The 19,171-nt window shown below is 72.0% G+C and carries 24 protein-coding genes; 7 read left to right on the plus strand and 17 right to left on the minus strand.

All coding sequences use genetic code 11. The annotated features are described in order from the left end of the window. Positions 1-15 precede the first annotated feature (15 nt). From ACZ6S0_RS35120 to ACZ6S0_RS35130, 3 genes are all read right to left on the minus strand, one after another. Positions 16-657 carry a GNAT family N-acetyltransferase gene (locus ACZ6S0_RS35120; protein WP_465923632.1) on the minus strand — a complete coding sequence of 214 codons (642 nt, stop codon included), beginning with the start codon at positions 655-657 and terminating at the stop codon, positions 16-18. A gap of 83 nt (positions 658-740) precedes the next feature. Then, entirely contained in the window at positions 741-1,883 is a 1,143-nt protein-coding gene (locus ACZ6S0_RS35125) for a serine hydrolase domain-containing protein (protein WP_465923633.1), read from the minus strand. A 29-nt stretch (positions 1,884-1,912) separates the two neighbouring features. After that, a complete protein-coding gene (locus ACZ6S0_RS35130; RefSeq protein ID WP_465923634.1) occupies positions 1,913-2,512 on the minus strand; it encodes a TetR/AcrR family transcriptional regulator in 600 nt (199 codons plus the stop codon). A 101-nt stretch (positions 2,513-2,613) separates the two neighbouring features. On the opposite strand from ACZ6S0_RS35130, the gene ACZ6S0_RS35135 reads away from it, so the two are divergent. Then, positions 2,614-3,312, plus strand: a complete 699-nt coding sequence (locus tag ACZ6S0_RS35135) for a M15 family metallopeptidase (RefSeq protein ID WP_465923635.1) — start codon at positions 2,614-2,616, stop codon at positions 3,310-3,312. Positions 3,313-3,340: 28 nt separating this feature from the next. On the opposite strand, the gene ACZ6S0_RS35140 is transcribed toward ACZ6S0_RS35135, so the two are convergent. The 3 genes from ACZ6S0_RS35140 to ACZ6S0_RS35150 all read right to left on the minus strand — a co-directional run bounded on the left by ACZ6S0_RS35140 (position 3,341) and on the right by ACZ6S0_RS35150 (position 6,113). After that, positions 3,341-4,063, minus strand: a complete 723-nt coding sequence (locus tag ACZ6S0_RS35140) for a VOC family protein (protein WP_465923636.1) — start codon at positions 4,061-4,063, stop codon at positions 3,341-3,343. A gap of 188 nt (positions 4,064-4,251) precedes the next feature. Next, positions 4,252-5,241: a trypsin-like serine peptidase gene (locus tag ACZ6S0_RS35145; protein ID WP_465923637.1), complete on the minus strand. Its 990-nt coding sequence runs from the start codon at positions 5,239-5,241 to the stop codon at positions 4,252-4,254. 122 nt (positions 5,242-5,363) lie between these two features. After that, entirely contained in the window at positions 5,364-6,113 is a 750-nt protein-coding gene (locus ACZ6S0_RS35150; RefSeq protein ID WP_465923638.1) for a VOC family protein, read from the minus strand. Positions 6,114-6,184: 71 nt separating this feature from the next. On the opposite strand from ACZ6S0_RS35150, the gene ACZ6S0_RS35155 reads away from it, so the two are divergent. Both ACZ6S0_RS35155 and pip read left to right on the plus strand, forming a co-directional pair. After that, the gene (locus ACZ6S0_RS35155; RefSeq protein ID WP_465923639.1) at positions 6,185-6,898 is read left to right on the plus strand and encodes a TetR/AcrR family transcriptional regulator; all 714 of its coding nucleotides are present in this window, start codon (positions 6,185-6,187) and stop codon (positions 6,896-6,898) included. 86 nt (positions 6,899-6,984) lie between these two features. Further along, the gene (gene pip / locus ACZ6S0_RS35160) at positions 6,985-7,956 is read left to right on the plus strand and encodes a prolyl aminopeptidase (RefSeq protein ID WP_465923776.1); all 972 of its coding nucleotides are present in this window, start codon (positions 6,985-6,987) and stop codon (positions 7,954-7,956) included. Positions 7,957-8,065: 109 nt separating this feature from the next. On the opposite strand, the gene ACZ6S0_RS35165 is transcribed toward pip, so the two are convergent. The 6 genes from ACZ6S0_RS35165 to ACZ6S0_RS35190 all read right to left on the minus strand — a co-directional run bounded on the left by ACZ6S0_RS35165 (position 8,066) and on the right by ACZ6S0_RS35190 (position 12,852). Then, positions 8,066-8,410, minus strand: coding sequence for a hypothetical protein (locus ACZ6S0_RS35165; RefSeq protein WP_344881887.1), 345 nt, complete (start codon positions 8,408-8,410; stop codon positions 8,066-8,068). 181 nt (positions 8,411-8,591) lie between these two features. Next, positions 8,592-9,548 (minus strand): hypothetical protein, encoded by a 957-nt coding sequence (locus tag ACZ6S0_RS35170; protein ID WP_465923640.1) that lies wholly within the window; start codon positions 9,546-9,548, stop codon positions 8,592-8,594. After that, entirely contained in the window at positions 9,545-10,390 is an 846-nt protein-coding gene (locus ACZ6S0_RS35175; protein ID WP_465923641.1) for an ABC transporter ATP-binding protein, read from the minus strand. The genes ACZ6S0_RS35170 and ACZ6S0_RS35175 overlap by 4 nt, the downstream gene beginning before the upstream one ends. Next, entirely contained in the window at positions 10,387-10,779 is a 393-nt protein-coding gene (locus ACZ6S0_RS35180) for a GntR family transcriptional regulator (protein ID WP_465923642.1), read from the minus strand. Before ACZ6S0_RS35180 ends, ACZ6S0_RS35175 begins: the two co-directional genes overlap by 4 nt. A gap of 146 nt (positions 10,780-10,925) precedes the next feature. After that, positions 10,926-12,101 carry a macrolide family glycosyltransferase gene (locus ACZ6S0_RS35185; RefSeq protein WP_465923643.1) on the minus strand — a complete coding sequence of 392 codons (1,176 nt, stop codon included), beginning with the start codon at positions 12,099-12,101 and terminating at the stop codon, positions 10,926-10,928. 103 nt (positions 12,102-12,204) lie between these two features. Further along, positions 12,205-12,852, minus strand: coding sequence for a CatB-related O-acetyltransferase (locus ACZ6S0_RS35190; protein ID WP_465923644.1), 648 nt, complete (start codon positions 12,850-12,852; stop codon positions 12,205-12,207). A gap of 85 nt (positions 12,853-12,937) precedes the next feature. Between ACZ6S0_RS35190 and ACZ6S0_RS35195 the strand changes: the two genes are divergently transcribed. Both ACZ6S0_RS35195 and ACZ6S0_RS35200 read left to right on the plus strand, forming a co-directional pair. After that, positions 12,938-13,588 (plus strand): TetR/AcrR family transcriptional regulator, encoded by a 651-nt coding sequence (locus ACZ6S0_RS35195; RefSeq protein WP_465923645.1) that lies wholly within the window; start codon positions 12,938-12,940, stop codon positions 13,586-13,588. Positions 13,589-13,816: 228 nt separating this feature from the next. Then, positions 13,817-14,188 (plus strand): hypothetical protein, encoded by a 372-nt coding sequence (locus tag ACZ6S0_RS35200; RefSeq protein WP_465923646.1) that lies wholly within the window; start codon positions 13,817-13,819, stop codon positions 14,186-14,188. A gap of 11 nt (positions 14,189-14,199) precedes the next feature. Here the strand turns inward: ACZ6S0_RS35200 and ACZ6S0_RS35205 are convergent, their stop codons facing one another. After that, positions 14,200-14,487 carry a hypothetical protein gene (locus tag ACZ6S0_RS35205; protein ID WP_465923647.1) on the minus strand — a complete coding sequence of 96 codons (288 nt, stop codon included), beginning with the start codon at positions 14,485-14,487 and terminating at the stop codon, positions 14,200-14,202. Between the two features lie 120 nt (positions 14,488-14,607). On the opposite strand from ACZ6S0_RS35205, the gene ACZ6S0_RS35210 reads away from it, so the two are divergent. After that, positions 14,608-15,384: a GNAT family N-acetyltransferase gene (locus tag ACZ6S0_RS35210; protein WP_465923648.1), complete on the plus strand. Its 777-nt coding sequence runs from the start codon at positions 14,608-14,610 to the stop codon at positions 15,382-15,384. A gap of 33 nt (positions 15,385-15,417) precedes the next feature. Here ACZ6S0_RS35210 and ACZ6S0_RS35215 read toward each other — a convergent pair whose 3' ends face one another. Next, a complete protein-coding gene (locus ACZ6S0_RS35215; protein ID WP_465923649.1) occupies positions 15,418-16,410 on the minus strand; it encodes a carboxymuconolactone decarboxylase family protein in 993 nt (330 codons plus the stop codon). A 122-nt stretch (positions 16,411-16,532) separates the two neighbouring features. Further along, positions 16,533-17,450: an NAD(P)H-binding protein gene (locus ACZ6S0_RS35220; RefSeq protein WP_465923650.1), complete on the minus strand. Its 918-nt coding sequence runs from the start codon at positions 17,448-17,450 to the stop codon at positions 16,533-16,535. A 47-nt stretch (positions 17,451-17,497) separates the two neighbouring features. Here ACZ6S0_RS35220 and ACZ6S0_RS35225 point away from each other — a divergent pair, with 47 nt between their 5' ends. Beyond that, complete coding sequence (locus ACZ6S0_RS35225; RefSeq protein ID WP_465923651.1) at positions 17,498-17,869, plus strand: MerR family transcriptional regulator; 372 nt, start codon at positions 17,498-17,500, stop codon at positions 17,867-17,869. A gap of 58 nt (positions 17,870-17,927) precedes the next feature. Here ACZ6S0_RS35225 and ACZ6S0_RS35230 read toward each other — a convergent pair whose 3' ends face one another. Together ACZ6S0_RS35230 and ACZ6S0_RS35235 are read right to left on the minus strand one after the other, a co-directional pair. Further along, positions 17,928-18,836 carry a hypothetical protein gene (locus tag ACZ6S0_RS35230; RefSeq protein ID WP_465923652.1) on the minus strand — a complete coding sequence of 303 codons (909 nt, stop codon included), beginning with the start codon at positions 18,834-18,836 and terminating at the stop codon, positions 17,928-17,930. Further along, positions 18,833-19,165 carry a hypothetical protein gene (locus ACZ6S0_RS35235; protein ID WP_465923653.1) on the minus strand — a complete coding sequence of 111 codons (333 nt, stop codon included), beginning with the start codon at positions 19,163-19,165 and terminating at the stop codon, positions 18,833-18,835. Before ACZ6S0_RS35235 ends, ACZ6S0_RS35230 begins: the two co-directional genes overlap by 4 nt. Between the last annotated feature and the right edge of the window lie 6 nt (positions 19,166-19,171).

Below are 19,171 nucleotides of genomic sequence, written 5' to 3' on the forward strand. Positions count from 1 at the left end.
CCACCGGCCGCCGCACTATCGAGCGCTCCAGACCATCGTCCGCTGGTGGACCCGTTTGCCGCGGAACCTGAGACCAGGCACCAGCGGCGCCGGACCGTGCGCCACGAATCCCATGCGGGTGAAGAACCGCAGCGCCCGGACGTTCTCGACCAACGTCTGCAGATGGCAGCCGGGCGATCCGGCGCTCCTGAGATGGTCGAACCAGCGCCGCATCAGCGCGTCGGCGGCACCGGTCCCGCGCGCGGAGGGGGCCACGTTGATGTGCAGGTGAGCAGGCCAGCGGGGGTCGGTGAAGTCTCCCGCCGAGGGCCGGCGGGTGGCCGAGATCCGAGCCGCGTCGACCGCCGCGCGCAGGAAGAACCGCGCGGACGCCGGACGGAAGATCAGCCGGTGCTGCCGGATCGCCCTCTCCATGCGCTCGCTCTCCCCGGGGAACGCCGAACTGTCGAGGCAACCGGTCAGGTAGCCGACCAGGGCCCCGTCCGCCACGGCCAGCAGGAGCGACTGAGGCTCCAGGTCCATGTAGGGATCCAGGTAGACGACCGCCTCGGACGGCGTGTGCCCCCACAGCGACGCGGTCGGCGAGCCTTCACCCGCCCGGCCGAACAACTCCCGTAACTCGGCCCGGTCGCCTTCCGTGAACGTGCGAATCTCCATCGGCTCGCCGCCTTCCCGCGCAAGAAACTGTGAATGGCATACTGTGTCTGTCATTCACAGTTTAACGCCGGCTTTCGATCGGCTCAATCGCCGCCCACACACGTGCGCAGCGCCGCGACCAACCGGTTGGCACGCGCGTCCCCGTGACCGATCATGCGGTTGGCGACGTACGCGAAGCCCACCCCGAACTCGTCGTCACCGAAGGCGAACTGCCCGCCCGCGCCGTCGTTGCCGAAGCTGCGGCTGCCCAGCATGGGGCGGAAGGCTGAGTCGAGGAGGAAGCCCGAGCCCCAGCGCGCCCCGGCGTCGAAGCCCAGCCAGCCCCTGCCCGAGGAAACCTCGCGGACCGCGTCCGTGACAGTGCCGGCGGTCAGCAGCCGCTCCCGGCCCTCGATGCCGGTCACGGCCGCCGCGTACAGCCCGGCCAGGCCGCTCGCCGAAGCCGTCGCACCCGCTCCGGGCAGTTCCGCACCCAGCAGCGCCGGATCGTTCCAGCCGCGCGGCTCGTCGAGGCCGGGGAAGACGAGCGCGCCGTTCATCGTCACGATGCGGGTGAGCAGGTGCTCGGGGCCGGGCATCGGCGGCCGCCCTTCGGCCTCCACCAGCCGGGCTCGCGCGTCCATCTCGTCGGCGGGCAGGCCGATCCAGGCCCGTATCCCCAGCGGCTCGCCCACCGCCCGGCGGAAGTAGGCGCCGGGAGTGAGCCCGGTGACACGTCGGATGACCTCGCCGACGAGAAACCCGAAGACGTGGCCGTGGTACTCGTACGCCGTGCCCGGCCGCCACAGCGGGACCTGCTCCTCGATGGCGCGGATCACCGGGGTCCAGGCGGCGATCTCCGCGAGGTCGAGCACCGCGTCGAGGGCGGGGATCCCGGCCCGGTGCCCGAGCACCATGCGACAGGTGACGGTCTCCTTGCCGCGCTGCCCGAACTCGGGCCAGTACTGGGCGATCGGGGCGTCGAGGTCGAGGTGTCCGTGCTGGGCGAGAAGGTGGGCACTGATACCGACCAGACCCTTGGCGCAGGAGAAGACCGGCACGACCGTGTCCTGGGTCCACGGCCGGGCGGTCCGCGCGTCCGCGATCCCGCCCCACAGGTCGACGACCTTGCGTCCGCCGGCGTACACGGTGACGGCCGCGCCGAGTTCGCCGTACTCGGCGAAGTTCCGGGAGAAGACGTCCGCGACCTTCGCGAACCGTTCGTCCGCCCATCCGCTGGGCTCCATGGCGCTTGCCCTCCTTCTTTGCCGCCTGGTCAACGAGGGGAAGTGGCTCCTTCACCCGGTGCGGGCCAGCGGCCCAGGAGGGAGTGCAGGGCGTCGAGGCAGCGGGCCCACGAGTCCTCGGACGGACGCGAGTGCGCGAACCCGCCCGCGGCTTCGAGGCTGACGAAGCCGTGGAGTGTGCTGCGTACCAGCCGGACCGCGTCGGTCAGGTCGGGCTCGGTCAGCGCGTAGGCGCGCAGCATGCTGTAGGTCAGCTCGACCGCGCGCCGTGGCCCGGATGCCTGGGCCGCCAGCTCGGGATCGATCTGCATCGGGACCTGGGTCGCGGTGTAGCGGCCTGGGTGGGCGTGGGCGTACGCGCGCCAGGCATCCGCGAACGCGACGAGCGCGTCCCTGCCCGCCCGCCCGGCGGTGGCCTCGGCGATGCCGATGGTCTTCTCGTCGGCCGCCAGCAGCGCGATCCGCCCCCGCAGGTCTTCCAGGCCGCGTACGTGCGCGTAAAGGCTGGCGTCCTTCACCCCGAGCCGCCGCGCCACCGCCGACATGGTCACGTGTTCGAGCCCGACCTCGTCGGCCAGCTCGGCGCCCGCGAGCGTCACCCGTTCCGCCGTCAACCCGGCCCGCGCCATGCGCTCCACCCTTTCCTTAGAGCCGTCAAGAGAAACCTAGTGGAATTAGGTTAAGTCTTGTGGCCCAAGGATGGCAAAACGGGGTTGTTACCCTCGGGGGCATGATCTCCACAGCCGAGAGCGGCTCGTTGCTCGCTGCGGCCGCGCAAGGCTTGCCCTCCGGGCTTCATGAGCTGCCCATCCCCGCGCTCACGTCCGAGTCCCCCGCCCTCCGGCGCTCGACGGCAGCGATCGATCATGGAGAGCCGCTGTCGCAGGTCGCGGGCGACGGGATAGCCCTGTTGCACAGCTACGCCAGGTCCGGTTGGCGGCACGCGGTCGACCTGCAGTGGTTGAGAGACGACGCGCTCGTACGGCTGCGGCGGGCAGCCGCCGCCCTGCCGGAGGGATTCGGTGTCGCGGTCTTCGACGCCTGGCGGCCCCTGGCGCTGCAACGAGAGTTGTACGACGCGATCAGCCTGGACGAGAGCGCCGGTACCGACTTCGTCGCGCCGCCTTCGGAGAACCCCGCAGCACCACCGCCTCATCTCACGGGCGGGGCGGTCGATCTCACCTTGACCTGGCAGGGAGTGCCGCTGGCGCTGGGCACGGCGTTCGACGAATTCAGTCATCTGGCCGCGGCCACAGCCTTCGAGCACGTCGCCGGGCCGGTGCGCACGCTGAGGCGGCTGCTGTACCACACGCTTCGGGGGCAGGGGTTCGTGGTGCTGGCGGAGGAGTGGTGGCACTTCGAGTTCGGCACGCGCCTGTGGTCGGCCCTGACCGGCCGACCGCCCCGGTACGGACCGGCCACGCCGTAACCGGCGGCGCGCCCCGGCCCTGGTCACGTCATCGAGGGGGCAACACGCAGAACTCGTTGCCGTCAGGGTCGGCCATCACCACGTGGCCGGCCTCGCCCTGGCCGAGGTCGATCCGGCTCGCGCCGAGTGACACCAGATGGTCGGCCTCCGCCTGCTGATCACCGTGCGCGGGTGGCGCGAGGTCGAAGTGCAGCCGGTTCTTGCCGGTCTTCCGCGCCACCGGCGGACCACCCCAGGTGATCTTCGGACCGCCGTGGGGCGAACGGATGGCGGTCTCCTGGTCCTGGTCCCAGACCAGCGGCCAGCCCAGCGCCGCGCTCCAGAAGTAGCCGACCTCCTGCGAGCCGTCACACGCGAGCGCCCCGATGAACCCGCAGTCGGCGAGGAACTCGTTGTCCGGCTCGATGACGCAGAACTCGTTGCCCTCGGGGTCGGCGAGCACCACATGGCGCTCCTCCGGACGTTGCCCGACGTCGATGTGCCGCGCACCCAGCTCGATCGACCTCGCGACCGTCCGCCGCTGGTCGTCGAGGGACGTGCTCGTCAGATCGAAGTGCATCTGGTTCTGGCCGGTCTTCCGCTCCCGGCTCGGCAGGAACCGGATCAGGAACCCGGTGTCATCGCTCGGCAGGAGCGTGCTGCCGCCATGGGGATCGTCGGTCATCTCCCAGCCCAGGACTCCCGCCCAGAAGCGGGCGAGACCGAGCGGGTCGTTCGCATCGAAGCAGAGCGCGACGAGCTGAGCGGTCATCCCCGCACCTCCAATCCCTTCCGTCGACCCACAGGGGGACCCGCGTCCTCCCACAGATTCTGCATCGCCGGCCACGCGCGCCCCAAGGGCATTTACCGGGCGCAGGTCGGCCGGTTCTGCGACCTCGTCGCCGAACCGGCCGGATGCTTCACCGGGGCACCCCGCCGGGTCGGGCGGGGTGCCAGGAGTCAGGCCGCGACGGCGGCGCGGAAGGTGGCCAGGGCCTCGGCGCCGAAGTACGCGCCGTAGCTGGTCGTGCTGTTGCGCAGGGCGTGGTTGGAGATCACGTAACCGGAGCCGGCGGCCTGGTTGAAGTCCTGGAACCAGGGCCCGCCGCTGGAGCCGCCGCCCATGTCGCAGAGCAGGGCGTACTTCATGTCGTAGGCGGGGGCGACGGAGGCGCCGCTGCAGAACTGCAGGGTCTGCCCGCTGTTGCCGTTGTTCGGGTAGCCGAGCAGCAGGTTGGTCTTGCCGGCGGTGGTGGAGTTGAACCGGATGCCCTGCCCGCCCACGGTCTGCACCGGGGTCTTGCTCTTCACCTTGTTGACGACCAGCATGCCGAAGTCGAGCGGCGGCTTGCGGACGCCGTCCTTGTAGTAGCCGGACCAGATGTACATCGTGCGCGCCGTGAACTTCCCGTACGGCGCCGCCCCGTTCTTGTAGGCGGGCACGAAGATCAGGTTGCGGCTCCAGCGGCCCTCACTGTCGATCATGGCGTGCGCGACGGTCACGATGACGTCCCCGTCGGTGCTGTTCACCACGGTGCCGGAGGCCACGAAGTCGTTGCCGTTGCCGCCGGTGCCGAACACCTTCCCGGCCGTCTTGGCGATGAGGCCGCCCGACTTCCACGTCTGCTGGGTAGCCGCCGCCGTGGCGTACGGGACGACCTTCTCCCAGCGCATGGTCCCGGGAGCGGCGGTGGGAGCGACCTCCACCTCCTCGCCGGCCGCCAGCGGTGTCGCCTCGCCGGTCGCGGCCTTCGCCGGACGGGCGGGGGCGGCCAACGGCCGAGCGGCGCGCATGCGTTCTGGCGTCCAATAGTCGTCGCCCGCCGCGAACGTGGTCGGGAGCTGCCGCGCGATCGGCCCGTCCTTCACGGGCTCGCCCTTCTCAGGGTCGGCGAGGGCGGCGTGGGAGCCCAGCCCGAGCAGCAGGGTGGTCAATCCGGCGATAGCCAAGGTACGCAATGTGGCCTCCGTTACAGAAGTGATGACGGAGACTTACCACATATGTCGTACTTGGCGGCAATCGATCTCCGGGGGCTCCGCCCGCCAAGGGCACCACGGGCCCCGGCGCGGCGTCAGCGCCGAACGGGCCGGTAGCGCAGCCCGAACAGGGTCACGTCCGGCGCGTCGGGGCCGGTCAGGCCGACGGTGGTGACGCGCTCGGCGGGCCCGGCGGTGAAGACGAGGTCCGCGCCGGGCACCGCGAGCCGCCAGTCGGCGCCGACCGGGGTGGCGTCCGGCAGGCCCAGGATCGCGGCCAGCCACCGCGCGCCCTCGCGCGGGTCGGCGGTCTCCACCACGAGGTGGTCGATGCCGAAGCCGGAGGACCGCCGGCCGCGGGAGCGCGTGAGCGCGCGGCGCTGTTCGGGCTCGCCGGGGTAGGTGAGCAGGAACGGCGTCCACCGTGGACCTTCGGTGGGGAACGCGAGCGGGTACGACACCTTCCGATCGCCACGCGGCATGTCAATCATGATCACCTCGGCGGCGACCCCGGCAGAGCGCATCCGCTCGGTCGCCCTGGCGATCTCGGGCACCTCGAAACCCATCGCGAACGCGCCACCGCCGGCGGCCGTCATGTCCTCCACGGTGGACACGACCTGCCGGGACCACGGGGCGTACATGTTGGACACCCATTCCTCGCGATTCAGCACGGTGTACAGCTCGACGTAGCGCAGGTCGTCGAGCCAGCTCCCGTTCTGCGCGCCGAAGGCCGGCTCCGCGGTGTACGTGCGGAATCCGGCCGCGTCGTACGCGGTCGCCGCGCGCGGCACATCCGGGACGACATGGATCAGGTGGTCGAAGCTGGGCGATGAAGTAAGGCTCACCTAACCAAGGTTGCCCGTCGACCCGCTTAAAGTCAACAGGTGTGAAGTTCAACCTTGGCTAGTCTTGCCCTGTGTCCAGCGAGATCCCGCGTACCCGGCGCCGGCCCACCCACCGCAAGGGCAGGCCCACCTTGACCAGGGAGTTGATCGGCAGGACGGCGCTGACGGCGATCTCGCGAGACGGGCCGACGGCGCTGCGCATGCGAGCGCTCGCCGACGAACTCGGCGTCTCCCCTCGCGCGCTGTACAACTACGTCACCGATCAGCGCGAGGTGCTGGCGCTGGCGCTGGGCGTGGCACAGGACGACGCGCCCGAACCCCGGCTGGACCCGGCGGACTGGCAGGACAGCCTGCGCGGCTACTGCCACGAGCTGCGCGCCTGGTACCGGCGGCACGCCGGGCTGGTGGCGCTGGCCATGAGCGGGCAGTTCGCGACCCTGACCGGCCCGCAGCCGACCCTGGCCCGCCACCAGGACGCCGTGCTCGAATTCCTGCTGCGGATCGGGCTGGGCCCGGAAGGCGCACTCCGCGCGTATCAGCAGATGATCCTGCTGATCGCCGGGTTCACCGAGTTCTACGACTCCTGGCACGACCGGCCGCCGCCGGGGGTGGAACCGTCCGAATGGGACACGGTCCCTCCGCAGGTCCGGGATGCCGCGACACGTCTCGACGCCCCCCATCTACGCCGCGTCGTCGCCGAGGCCGGCCCACAGCATCCGGACGAACTGTTCGGCTCCACCGTGGACATGCTGGTGGCATGGCTCGAACGGACCCTGGAAGGCTGAACCTCATCCGTACAGGGCGATCCCGACCTTCTGGATGGTTCTGTGCGCGATCGCCCGGTTTTCGGGGTGTACTTGATCGCATGGCGCTGAAGGAGTTCTATCCGCCGATCGAGCCGTACGACTCCGGTCTGCTCGACGTCGGGGACGGCAACGAGATCTACTGGGAGGCTTGCGGCAACCCGGACGGCAAGCCCGCGGTCTTCCTGCACGGTGGCCCCGGCGGTGGCATCCTGCCCGCCTTCCGCCGGTTCTTCGATCCGGCCGCGTACCGGATCGTGCTGTTCGACCAGCGCAACTGCGGCGCCAGCCGGCCGAGCGCCGCGGACCCGGCCGTGTCGCTGCGGCACAACACCACCCCACACCTGGTCGCCGACATCGAACGGCTCCGCGAGCACCTGCACGTCGACCGCTGGCTGGTCTTCGGCGGAAGCTGGGGCAGCACCCTCGCCCTCGCGTACGCCCAGGCCCACCCCGACCGGGTCACCGAACTCGTGCTCCGCGGCATCTACCTCGTCCGGCCCTCCGACGAGGTCTGGTCGTTCACCTCCACCGGCGCGGCCCACCTCTTTCCCGCCGAGTGGGCCGCGTTCCGCGACGCCGTCCCGGCCGCCGAGCGACACGACCTGCTCGCCGCGTACGGCCGCCGCATCGAAGACCCCGACCCCGCCGTCCACCTCCCGGCGGCCCGCGCCTGGATGGGCTGGGAGTTCGCGGCCAACACCCTGGTGCCCGTCGATCCGCCGCAGCTCGACGACGCCGCCGTCCTGCTCTTCGCCCGCATCACCCACCACTACATCGGCAACGGCGGATTCCTCCCCAAGGAGGGCCTGCTGGCGGGCGTGGACCGCATCCGGCACGTGCCGACCGTGATCGTCAACGGCCGCTACGACATGAAGACCCCGCCCGACCAGGCATGGGATCTGCACCAGGCGTGGCCGGAGGCCGAGTTCCACCTCGTCGAGGACGCGGGTCACAGCGGTTCGGAACCCGGCACCCTCGACCGTCTGATCGAGGCCACCGACCGCTTCCGCGGCCAAGCCGACCGGCCCCGTTCCTGATCCAGAGGGCGAGAACCCCGGCCACTCGATCAGCGGCCGGGGTCCGGGTCAGTGGCCGATCCCGCGAACGGCGTTCACGCTCCGCCGGGACGCGAGCAGGCCGGAAGGGTCAGGGCACCGTCGTCGCCGAGGCCGCACCCGCGTTGCAGGAGGTCGAGGTGTGCTGCGACAGCAGGTTGTCGCAGGTGCTGACCGGAATGTTGATCGGCTCGATGATCTCGTCGTTGAAGACCGTCACCAGGCTGGAGGGCGGGGCGGCCTCCGGCGCCGGGGCGACGGGTTCCGCCGCGGGTGCGGCGGGCTCCGCCGCCGGGGCGGGCGCCGGGTGGACCGGCTGGCTCTGGCCGGCGGGAGGGGCCGGGGGGACGACCGTGGGCAGGCTCGCGGCGTAGGCGGGGGCCGCGAGCAGCGTCCACAGGCCGGCCGCTGCCAAGGTCAGGGCAGCTTTGCGCACGAAGGTTCCTCTCGTTCGGTGCGCCCGTCGCGCGGAGAAGGGCGCGCCTGCTCTGCCTGTGGAGGATGGGAGAGCCTGAGCCGGGGGACGGCGGGGTCGCCCACACTCACAGACGTTTTACGGAAAGCAACCTTACAACTACTGATTGTTGACACACCCCGATCGGCGCATCCCGGCCGGGTCAGCCGGGGCGGCGATGGGTACGGCGCACGGCCAGGCCGCCGAGGGCCACCGACGCGAGCGTCAGGATTCCCGCCTCGGTCCACTGGAAGCGCCAGAACCGGGACGGCGGGTGGTAGTACACCGCGTACCGGTAGCCCTTGCCGAACAGGCAGTCACGCCACGCCCTGGTCTCCTGGTAGCTCTCTGCCCTGTCCACCGGGCATCCCCTGTCGGACGGCTGGGCGACCTCCCTCCCGGACGGCTCCACCCAGGCCGCGTCCACCAACCGGGCATCGGGATCGTCCAGCAGCACGGTGCCGGACAACTCGGTACGCACCGGCTCGGCGTAGTGGTCGCTGAGCTGGAACAGCGTGAACATCGTCACCGCCACCCCGGCCACGATCAGCGCCATCGCGGGCAGCGTACGCCGGAACAGCGCGCCGGCCGCGACGCCGAGCGCGAACGCGTACAGCCACCACGCGGCAGGCTCCACTCCGACCATGTTGAACACGCCGATGTTGCCGAACGTGGAGTCGCTCCCCGTCCTGAAGACCGGCCGCCACAGGCTCACCATGAGCGACAGCAGCAGCCCGCCCGCCACGACCGCCCCGCCCAGGACCGACAGCTTGACCACCAGCCATCGCCGGACGGGCACGCCCTGGGTCCAGGCCAGGCGGTGGGTGCCGCGTTCGTACTCGCGGCCGAGCAGCGGCGCGCCCCAGAACGCCCCGACCAACGCCGGGGCCACCAGCGGCATCCAGCCGAACACCGAGTAGACGGCGTCGTAGCGCTCGAAGAGCCCCACCCCGACCTCGACGCACTGATCCACGGGCGCGGGGCAGCCGGGTGGGGCGTGCTCGGCCAGGTACAGGTTCGCCTCGATCGCCGAGCCCAGCAGCAGCAGGCCCAGCAGCGCCAGGAACCCCGCCGTCACGAGGATCTGCGCCCGGTGCTGGCGCCACGTCACCCAGATCACGCGCCCACCCCCGTCAGCCCCGGCAGCGCCGCCGACTCGGGGCTGCGCAGGTAGCCCATGACGAGTTCGTCCAGCCCGGGGCGCCGCGCCCGCCAGCGCGGATCGGCCGGCGGCGCGCCCCTGACCAGCAGGCCGACCTGCCTGCCGGTACGGCTCGCGCCCACCACCTGCGTCCCCGCCGCAGACGCCCCGTCCGGGCCGGTGAGCACGAGGTGCCCGTCGAGCAGTTCCTCGATGTCGCCGCTGACCTGCAGCCGGCCCCCGTTCAGCACGATCAGCCAGTCGCAGGTCTCCTCCAGGTCGGACACGACGTGCGAGGACAGCAGCACGGTCACCTCCCGCCCGGCCACCTCCGCCATGATCGAGCGCATCACGTCGTGGCGGGCGAGTGGGTCGAGGTTGGCCAGCGGTTCGTCCAGGACGAGCAGGTCGGGCCGGCCGGCCAGCGCCAGCGTGACCGCCACCTGCGCCCGCTGCCCGCCCGACAGCCCGCTCACCTTGCGCTTCAGCGGGATGCCGAGCCCGGCGAGCCGGTCGGCAGCGGCGGCGTCGTCCCAGTGGTGGTTCATGCGGCGGCCGAAGGTGAGCATCTCGGCGACGGTGAAGCCGTCGTACAGCGGCTTGTCCTGCGCCACGAACGCCGCCTCACCGGCCACGCGAACACTGCCCAGCGCGGGCCGCAGCAGCCCGACGGCCGCGTGCATGAGCGTGGTCTTGCCCGCGCCGTTGGGCCCGACGAGCGCCGCCACGCGGCCCGCGGGCACCGACAGCGAGCAGTCGCGCAGCGCCCACGTACGGCGGTAACGGACCCCCAGCCCGGTCGCCTCCAGCGCGGGACTCATGCCACGTCCTCCTTCGCGGCGTCGGCCAGGACCACATTGACCAGCACCCGCAGGTCCTCCTGGTCGAGCCCGGCCGCGCGGGCCTCGCGCACCCACGCCTCCAGTGCGTGCCGCAGCCGCGTGTGCTCGGCGAGCGTCGCCCCCGCGACGCCCTGCTGGACGAACGTCCCCATCCCGGGCCGTCCCTCGACCAGCCCCTCGCGCTCCAGCTCCCGGTAGGCCTTGAGCACGGTGTTGGGGTTGATGGCCAGGCTCTCGACCACCTCGCGGGCGGTCGGCAACTGGTCGCCGGGGCGCAGCGTACCGAGCCGGAGCGCCTGTTTGACCTGGTGGACGAGCTGCAGGTACGTCGAGACCCCCGAGCCGCGGTCCAGGTTGAACTCGATCAACCAAAACACCCTTTCACTATTTGAGTAGTGAAAGGGTGTTGGATGCGAGGGCTCGCTGTCAACCCACGGTCGTCACGCGAAGCCGCGCCGCCGGACGCCGAGCCGGGCGGACGAGCCGGAGCCAGGTCAGGTCAGGTCAGGTCAGGTCACGTCAGCAGGCGCTCGATGAGATCGGCGGCCCGCGTGGTGCCGCCTTCGGCCAGCGCGTCGGCCCGCAACCGCGCCGAGCGGCGGGCGACCTCGGGGTCGGAGACGAGTTCGCTCAGGGCGGTGCGCAGGGCGTCGGCCGTGGCGTCCTGGGTGTCGATCCGGCGCGCGATGCCCAGCTCCACGAGACGGTCGGCGTTGAGGAACTGGTCGGCGGCCTGCGGGACGGCGATCATCGGGACACTGGCCAGCAGCCCTTCGCCGCAACCGCCCATACCGGCATGGGTGACGAAGGCGTCCGCCTGTTCCAGGATGGCCCGCTGGGGGACCCAGGGGTGCACTTCGACGTTGGCGGGGATGTCGCCCAGCTCGCGTACGTCGGTGTGCCTGCCGATCTGCAGGACGACGTGCCAGCCGGGCAGGTCGCCGAAGGCCGCCAGGCACTGCCGGTAGAACTCCGGCCGCCGGGTGAACGCCGAGCCGAGGGAGATCAGCAGGACGTTCGCGGCCTCGCCGGGACGCCGCCGGCCCTCCGCTCCCCCGCCCAGCTCGTAGCAGGGGCCGACGAAGGTCACCGTTTCGTGGTCGACCTGATCGGCGTGCGGTTGCAGCGCGCGGGAGATCAGCGCCAGGGCCTGTGCCGGGCGGCCGGAGAAGGCGTCCACGTCAGTGGTGGACGCGCCGGAGCCGGCGAGCCACCGCGCGAACTTCGCCCGGTAGTCGTCGGCTCCCGGCAGCCGCCACAGATTCGCCGACACGTCCCGGTCGTAGTCCTTCCAGGCGACGAACGTCGGGGACAGTTGCAGGACGGGGCGCTCCTGCGCTTCGGCGAGTGCTCGCGCGGCGAAGGCCCCGATGTCGTACAGGTAGAGGTCCGCGGGGTCGTCGTCGTAGGCGGCGCGGAGCTGCGGGAGTGCCTGGACGGCGTCGTCGAGGAAGAGGCTCATCGCGGCGATGGGGTCGTCGGGCCAGGCGTTGTCGGCGACGGGCAGCACGGAGGCGCAGGGGACGAGTTCGGCGCCGGTCGCCGTGATCAGGTCGCTGACCGCCGGGTCGTTGGCGTACGTCACCCGATGGCCGCGCGCCACCAGTTCGCGGATGATCTCGAGGCTGGGCAGGACGTGGCTGACGACGGGGACGCCGACCATCGCGATGTGCGCACGGCGACGGGACATGGAAGATCACTTCATTTCTGGTCGATGGCGGGAACGGACCACCTCCTCGAGGCGGAAACCGAGGCCACGGGCACGGGGGCGTCTCGTGCCCGCGTCACGGACGTCAGGTCTTCGGGACGGCGGCCTCCAGGTCGGCGATGCTGCCCGACATGATCGTCCGCACGTGCTCGGTGATGTGCTCCACGGGCCAGTCCCACCAGGCCACCGCCAGCAGCCGGGCGACGTCGCCGGCGCCGTAGCGGGTGCGGATGAGGCGGGCCGGGTTGCCGCCGACGATCCCGTAGTCGGGGACGTCCGAGGTGACCACGGCGCCGGAGCCGACGATCGCGCCGTGCCCGATCCGTACGCCCGGCATCACCGTCACGCCGTAACCGAGCCAGACGTCGTTGCCGACGACGGTGTCACCGCGGTTGGGCAGGCCGGTGAGCAGGTCGAAATGGTCGGACCACGAGCCGCCCATGGTGGGGAAGGGGAAGGTCGAGGGGCCGTCCATGCGGTGGTTGGCGCCGTTCATGATGAACCGCACCCCGGTGCCCAGCGCACAGAACCTGCCGATGACCAGCTTTTCCGGCCCGTAGTGGTAGAGCACGTTGCGCGTCTCGAACGCGGTCGGATCGTCCGGGTCGTCGTAGTACGAAAACTCTCCGACCTCGATCAACGGCGACGTGACCAGCGGCCGGAGCAGCACCACCCGGGGCTGGCCCGGCATCGGACGCAGCACCGTCGGGTCGGCGGGGACACTGGACTTCATTGATCTCTTCCTCTACTAACGCGACAACTGCTACATTAAGATACTGTCATGGACGTTGTCCGCTGAGCAAACCGGAGACGAAGCGATGCCCTCCGCGCCTCCACCGTCACAGGGCGACCCGTCGACGCCGCCGATCCGGCGCCGCCCGGGTGGCCGTACCAGCCGCATCCGTACGCAGGTGCTCGACGCGGTCCGCGCCGAGCTGGGCGAGCGCGGCTACGACGAGCTGACCCTCGACGCGGTCGCGGCCCGTGCGGGCGTCCATCGGGCGACGGTGTACCGGCGCTGGCGGGACGTCGGCGGCCTGCTCGCCGACCTCCTCGACGCGACCGGCGACGACGACTGGCAACCCCAGGACACCGGCTCCCTGCGCGGCGACCTGGTGGCGCTCAACCACGAGAACCTGGCGGCGCTGACCGCGCGGCCGTCGATCGCCGCGGCGCTGGTCGCCGCCTCGTTCCGGTCCGAGGAGGCCGCGCGCGGCCTGCGGCGGCTCTGGGAAGACCGCTACGCCCGCTGCGAGGTCATCGTCAGCCGAGCCGTCCGCCGCGGCGAGCTGCCGCCGCACACGGACGCGCGGCGGCTGCTCATCGCCGCCACCGCGCCGCTCTACCACCAGTTGCTGCTGCTCGGCACGCCCCCCGCCGCGGAGCTGCCCGACCACGCGGCGACCGATGCCGTCATCGCCGCGACCGCCGGCGCCTTCGCCACGTCCCCACCTGCCGACGACGACTGATCGCCCCGGCGCGGGAACAAGACGGCCCATTCACAGCGGCACACGCGCGTGGCGTCCACTTCACGGCGCCCTCCCCGCGAGCGGCCACGGAGAGGGAAGGGCCTCGGCAGGAAGCGCTCCGCCAGGCGTTCCTCACCGCCACCCGGGAGGAAGCAGCCCGCCGAGGCGAGCGACTGCTCTAGCCTTGGTGCCCCGACGCGTGGAAGGCGATCAGAGGAGAACCGACGCGTGTACGTGAGGTTCCAGAGCCCCACTCCCAATGCACGAGGTGTCCACCCCGGCGTGTTCGGCCTCGTCAACGGTCTCGCCGAGCAGGGCCGGCTCTCGCCGGAACAGGAGCGCTTCAGAACCGAGGGCCACGCCTGGTATCAGGCGAACCTGACCGACCCCAGTGAGGTGGATCCGCACGTCTACGATCGGGTACGCAACCCAGGGGCCGCCGCCTGGTTCAAGCCGTCCGCCGGCCCCTTCATCGAACGGGTCTCCGGCTACCTGGACATTCTCGCCGCGCACGAGGTGGCGTGCGTACGCGTCGAGACGCCCGACCCCGGCACCGTGATCTACGAGGACACCCACCAGGTCATCGTCGTCCCCCACTGACCTCGTAGGGATCAGATGGTGGCGCGCCGCCGCCGGTGGATGCGCCGACGTGCCAGGGCGAACAGTCCTGCCTGGAGGACGAGCAGCACCAGCGCCGCCAGTCCCGACACGGCGGACATCTGCTCCTCGGAAAGCCCGCCGCCGCATTCTGTGAGGTTGCCTCCCTCATAGAGCACGACACAGTCGCGTCCTATGATCGCGGCGACGATGAGCCAGTTCGCGAGCAGGAGGGGCACCACGGCCATGGCGAACACCAGGGTTGCCGGGGCGCGGCTGGTCGTCTCTGGTTCGGGGCTCATTTGGACACACTCAAGCATGAGTGAGCGATCACGACAAGGTAGGTAGGGTGGCCGGTGGTGCGGCTGCTCAGGGGAAAGTCGGATGGAGGACGAGTGGTTCGGGCCGCGACGGCTGATGACATGCCCGCTGTGCGGGAGGTGGCCAGGAGGTTCGGGCTGCTGGGCGGGTGGTCGGGGACGCCCGACTTCCTCGACGCCGAGCGGTCCTTCGGCAGGCTGTTCCTCGCCCCCGACGAGACCGGCGGAGCCCTCGGCTTCGGGGGCACGCTGCGGCGGGGTCCCGTCACCCACCTGGGCGACCTGTTCGTGCTGCCCGGACATCAGTCCTCCGGGGTGGGGCGGGCTCTGCTCGCGGAGTTGCTGCGCGAGAGCGGGCCGAAGGTGACGTTCGCCTCGTCCGACCCGCGCGCCATGGCCCTGTACGTACGGCACGGCCTGCGTCCCTGGACCCCGCTGCTCTACCTGACCGGGCCGGCCGCGGGACTGCCCGCGCCGCCCGCGCGGCGAACGCGGGCAGAGGAGGTCGCGACGCTGGACGCCCGCGCCTCGGGAGGGGCCCGGCCCGCCACCCTCGCCTGGTACGCCGCCCTGCCCGGCGTCACCATGTACGCGACCGGCCAAGGTTACGCCGCCACCCGCCTGACCGGCCACGACGTCCTGATCGGCCCGGCCGGTGGAGCCACCCCGCAAGACTGCGCGGACGCGGTGCTCGCCGCCCTCGCCGCCACCCGGGCACGCACCGCCCGGATCGCGCTCCCGGGAACGCATCCCCTCGTGCCCACGCTGCTCGCGACCGCCGGCTGGCGCATCGGAGACCTGGACACGCTGATGGCCGACGAGCCGGGCCTCGCGTTGATCCGTCCGGACCGGTACGTTCCCCACCCCGACCTCGGCTGAGACCCCACCCGGAGGAGCCAGGCGTACGACCGTCTAGGGGGCGAGGGCGGCCTCGATGTGGGTGACGGCGGTCATGGCGCCGTGGGCCAGCAGGAACACCGTGCAGTGGTTGCTGAAGCGGCGGTCGGTGGCTCGCCAGGTGGCGACGTCCTCGTCGGTCACCGCCTCTGGCGCGAGCCCCGCCAGGATCGCCACCCTCGCCCCCGCCGCCTCCTGGTCAGGGAGCGACGACAGCGGCGCGTCCAGCCAGTCGCCGACGGGCCTGCGGCGGCCGCAGTGCTCCGCGATCACGTCCGCGACCACCCCGGCGGCGGCGGGCGTGAGGAGCCCGGCGCCCTGCGCGGCCGTGGCGGCGAGCGCGGCGTACGCCGTGCCGATCGGCAGGCCGCGTGCCCAGGCCGGTTCCTCGCCGGTGGGCAGCCCGTCCAGGAGTGGCAGGGTGGCGCCGGGCCGCAGGTCCTGGTCGAGATCGCGCAGGATCGGGGCGCCTTCGAACGGTGGTTCGTCGGCGGCGGACATGCTGCCCGGGACGAGCCCGGCAGGCAGCATGGCCGCCGCCACCCTGTCGATGAAGTGCGTGAACAGCGCCGTACCGAGGTATTCGGCGGCCCTGTCGGCGGCGAACGGCGCCGCCACCGGGTCGCCGCCGGTGGCGACCGCCCAGCGGAGCAGGGCCGCCAGCTCGGGATCGGCGGGCCGGCCGCCCCGCTCGACGGTGTCGGCCAGGTCCGCCCGGCCCAGGAGCCGCAGGACGGACAGGAACGCCTGGACGTCGTAGTCCAGCTCGTTGGCCTGCGCCACCCCCAGCGCCACCACAGCCTTCTCCAGCGCGGGGACGGCGCCGGCCAACTGCGCCTCGCGCATGAGCGACCAGCCCGCCGCCGTCAGCTCGGGCGACGGGGACATCATCATCACGGCCGGGCCGATGCTGCTGAACTCGGCGTCGACCTGCGCGTAGACCTCGGCCACGACGCCGGTGGCGCGGTGCGGGGAGATGGGGGTGACGTGGCGTACCGGTGACTTCATGGCTCGGGCCCTTCGACGGTGATGCGGTGCGGAGCCTCGATCCTGGCCGCCTCGGCCCTCACCCGTCGTCGTACGGCGGAAGGCAGTACGCGCTGCTCCCCCCGGCGTACGTCCCCGCCCGGCTACGGAACCGGAAGTACGCCGGCACGAGGCGCACGACCCGGCAGCTCCCGCCGGCGGAACTCGTCGGCGTGGTCGGCGGCCCACTGGGCGAAGGTGCCGGCCGGTCGGCCGGTGAGCCGCCGCACGCCCTCGGTGACCCGGTCCGACTCCGGCCGCCGCGTCGACGCCGCGACCAGCGCCGCCACCAGCGCCTCCGGCCGGCCGTCCGCGAGCATCCTGGCACGCGCCACGTCGGCGGGAACCGCCTCGAACCGCAGGCGCCGCCCCAGTGCGGCACCGAGCCGGGCCACCTGGTCGGCGCGGCCGAGCACGTCCGGCCCCGTGAGCACGTGGGGCCCGCGGCCGAATCGGTCGCCGTCCGGCAGCAGCACGCGTACGGCCGCGTCGGCGACGTCGCGCTCGTCGACCACCGCCGTCCGCGCGATGTCCGGCCCGGCCACGACGTCCCCGGCCCGCAGTTGCGCGGCCCACCCGCGAACGTTGGCGGCCAGTGTGTCGCTACGCAGCACCACCGGCCGCAGCCCGGCCTCGTCGAGCAGCGCCTCCATGTCGGCGTGCACCTGCACGATGGGGTCGCTCTGGCGAGCGCGTCCGTCGTCGACAGCGGAGGACGAGAGGTAGACGACGCGGGGAGCCGCGCTCCTGAGCGCGGCCAGCAGGGCGTGGGCCGGGGCGGAGTCGAGCAGCGGCCACATGAGCAGGACGGCCTCGATCCCGTCGAGCGCGGCGCGGAAGACCTCGAGGTCGGTCAGGTCGCCGACCACGGACTCCACGCCGGGGAGGGAGTCCACCGGATGCCGGTCGAGACACCGGACGCCCACGCCACGCGCATGGAGACGCCGGACGACCTCACGCCCGAGGTTTCCCGCCGCACCGGTCACGAGTATCGACGCCGGACAAAGGGAGGTTTCGGTCATGCCTGGAGGCTAGGGGTTAAGGTCGACATGAAGGCAAGGGGTGAACGGTGAGGACGATCGGAGAGGCGTCCACCGAGCTGGGGGTCGAGGCTCACGTGCTGCGGCACTGGGAGCAGGTCGGGGCTCTCACGGTGCGTCGCGACGGCCACGGTTATCGCGTCTACGACGAGGAGGCCATGGAGCAGGCCCGCACCGTGCTGAAACTGCGGCAGGTGGGGCTCTCCCTGCCCGAGGTCCGCGCCGCCATGACGCCGAGGAAGACGGCGGCGCAGGAGGTGGTGCGGGCGAAGATCGCGGCCCTGGAGAGCGAGATGGCGCGCATGCGGCAGGCCCTCACCTTTCTGCGGCACACCGTCGAGTGCCGCCACCGGTTCCTGGACGACTGCCCGGACTGCGCGGCGTTCGCCCGCGAACCATGACCCGGAGCCGGGCGCGGGCCGTCTCCCCACAGGCCGTGACCAGGCTCCCCCGCAGGCTCTAACCAGGATCGAAATGGGGGTTGGGGAGGAACTCGTCGGTCCTGTGGTCGTCCGCGCCCTCGATGAAACGGCGGTGCACCCCTCCGGGGAACGTAACCGTCTCCTCGCTGTCACCCCTGGCGAAGCCGCCGCCCTGGGAGGTGCGAACGCGATACGTGTAGCGCTCCCTGGCGTACCTCCTCGCGATCTCACTGTCGAGAGACGTGTAGACCCGATCGCCGGGAGCGTACGGATACAGACCCTCCTCGAAGATCCGGTCGGGGGAGGTCCGGGAGCCGTGGTACACCGGGGTGTTCTCGGTACGCCAGCGGTTGCCCGGCCGGCGCAGTTCCTCGGCCACGACGTCGTCCACGGGCGTGGACCTGTCCGCGGCGACCGACAGGTAGTCGGGCTTCGACCCGGCCCGCGCCGTACGGCCCCCGGCACCGGCCGCGCGCACCCGGGACGTCTTGAACAGGCCGGCGAAGATGCGCCCGATCCGGCTCAGGGCGTCGCGGAGCATCGCGGTGAACCGCGCCCCCATGGCCGACAGCCGAGGGAGCAGGTGCGGAGCGAACACCACCGCGACGCGGGCGGCGAGCGCGACCGCCGACAGCGGGCCGACGACCCATTCGATGACGCCTTTCGAGATGCGCAGCCCGTCGGCGGCCGTGGTGAGCCGGTCGGCGAGGTCGGCCGCCTGCGGAAGGGCGCCTTCGGGGCTGGTCATGTGGGCGTGGAGGGCGTCCGTGGCCGGGCCTCGGTTGAGGTCGGCCCGCCCGTACGCGCGGACGCCCTCCTGGGCCAGCAGCCGGAGCCGGCCGACCGCCCGGTCCAGTTCGCCGATGTGCCGGTCGAGCTGGGCGGTGCCCGGCAGCGGGGCGATGCCGAGCAGGTCGAAGCCGACGAGAACGGCCGGCTCGATCATCGAGGCCCCATCTGGACGGGCCCCGCCGCGGTGCCCCCGATCGTGGCGGCGTCCTCGGCGTCCGTGTTGCGCTGGGCCATGAAGACCTGGCCGTCGCCCACGTAGCGCAGGTTGCCGCCGAGGCGCTCGCACTCGTCCAGCAGGTTGCGCCTGAGCTGGAGGTAGGGAACGGCGAACTCCTCGTACGGCAGCGGAGCCTCCTCGTCCCACCGGCCGCGCAGCCCGGCGACGAAGTCGGCGTGCTCGTCCGCCAGCGTCCTGAAGGAGCGGCCCGAGGCGAAGCGGCCGTCGGTGTCGGCCACCACCTCGTCATGCGGTCCCGAGGTCACCTTCCC

Source organism: Nonomuraea sp. NPDC051298, assembly GCF_055586305.1.

What these genes read in the sequence shown, in the direction of transcription:
- ACZ6S0_RS35130 (WP_465923634.1), bottom strand. Translation starts at nt 2,512, where the DNA reads ATGGCGCGGGCCGGGTTGACGGCGGAACGGGTGACGCTCGCGGGCGCC.
- ACZ6S0_RS35140 (WP_465923636.1), bottom strand. Translation starts at nt 4,063, where the DNA reads ATGACCGCTCAGCTCGTCGCGCTCTGCTTCGATGCGAACGACCCGCTC.
- ACZ6S0_RS35185 (WP_465923643.1), bottom strand. Translation starts at nt 12,101, where the DNA reads ATGTCCCGTCGCCGTGCGCACATCGCGATGGTCGGCGTCCCCGTCGTC.
- ACZ6S0_RS35220 (WP_465923650.1), bottom strand. Translation starts at nt 17,450, where the DNA reads ATGACCGAAACCTCCCTTTGTCCGGCGTCGATACTCGTGACCGGTGCG.
- ACZ6S0_RS35190 (WP_465923644.1), bottom strand. Translation starts at nt 12,852, where the DNA reads ATGAAGTCCAGTGTCCCCGCCGACCCGACGGTGCTGCGTCCGATGCCG.
- ACZ6S0_RS35125 (WP_465923633.1), bottom strand. Translation starts at nt 1,883, where the DNA reads ATGGAGCCCAGCGGATGGGCGGACGAACGGTTCGCGAAGGTCGCGGAC.
- ACZ6S0_RS35195 (WP_465923645.1), top strand. Translation starts at nt 12,938, where the DNA reads ATGCCCTCCGCGCCTCCACCGTCACAGGGCGACCCGTCGACGCCGCCG.
- ACZ6S0_RS35230 (WP_465923652.1), bottom strand. Translation starts at nt 18,836, where the DNA reads ATGATCGAGCCGGCCGTTCTCGTCGGCTTCGACCTGCTCGGCATCGCC.
- ACZ6S0_RS35175 (WP_465923641.1), bottom strand. Translation starts at nt 10,390, where the DNA reads ATGAGTCCCGCGCTGGAGGCGACCGGGCTGGGGGTCCGTTACCGCCGT.
- ACZ6S0_RS35205 (WP_465923647.1), bottom strand. Translation starts at nt 14,487, where the DNA reads ATGAGCCCCGAACCAGAGACGACCAGCCGCGCCCCGGCAACCCTGGTG.
- ACZ6S0_RS35135 (WP_465923635.1), top strand. Translation starts at nt 2,614, where the DNA reads ATGATCTCCACAGCCGAGAGCGGCTCGTTGCTCGCTGCGGCCGCGCAA.
- ACZ6S0_RS35215 (WP_465923649.1), bottom strand. Translation starts at nt 16,410, where the DNA reads ATGAAGTCACCGGTACGCCACGTCACCCCCATCTCCCCGCACCGCGCC.
- ACZ6S0_RS35210 (WP_465923648.1), top strand. Translation starts at nt 14,608, where the DNA reads ATGCCCGCTGTGCGGGAGGTGGCCAGGAGGTTCGGGCTGCTGGGCGGG.
- ACZ6S0_RS35120 (WP_465923632.1), bottom strand. Translation starts at nt 657, where the DNA reads ATGGAGATTCGCACGTTCACGGAAGGCGACCGGGCCGAGTTACGGGAG.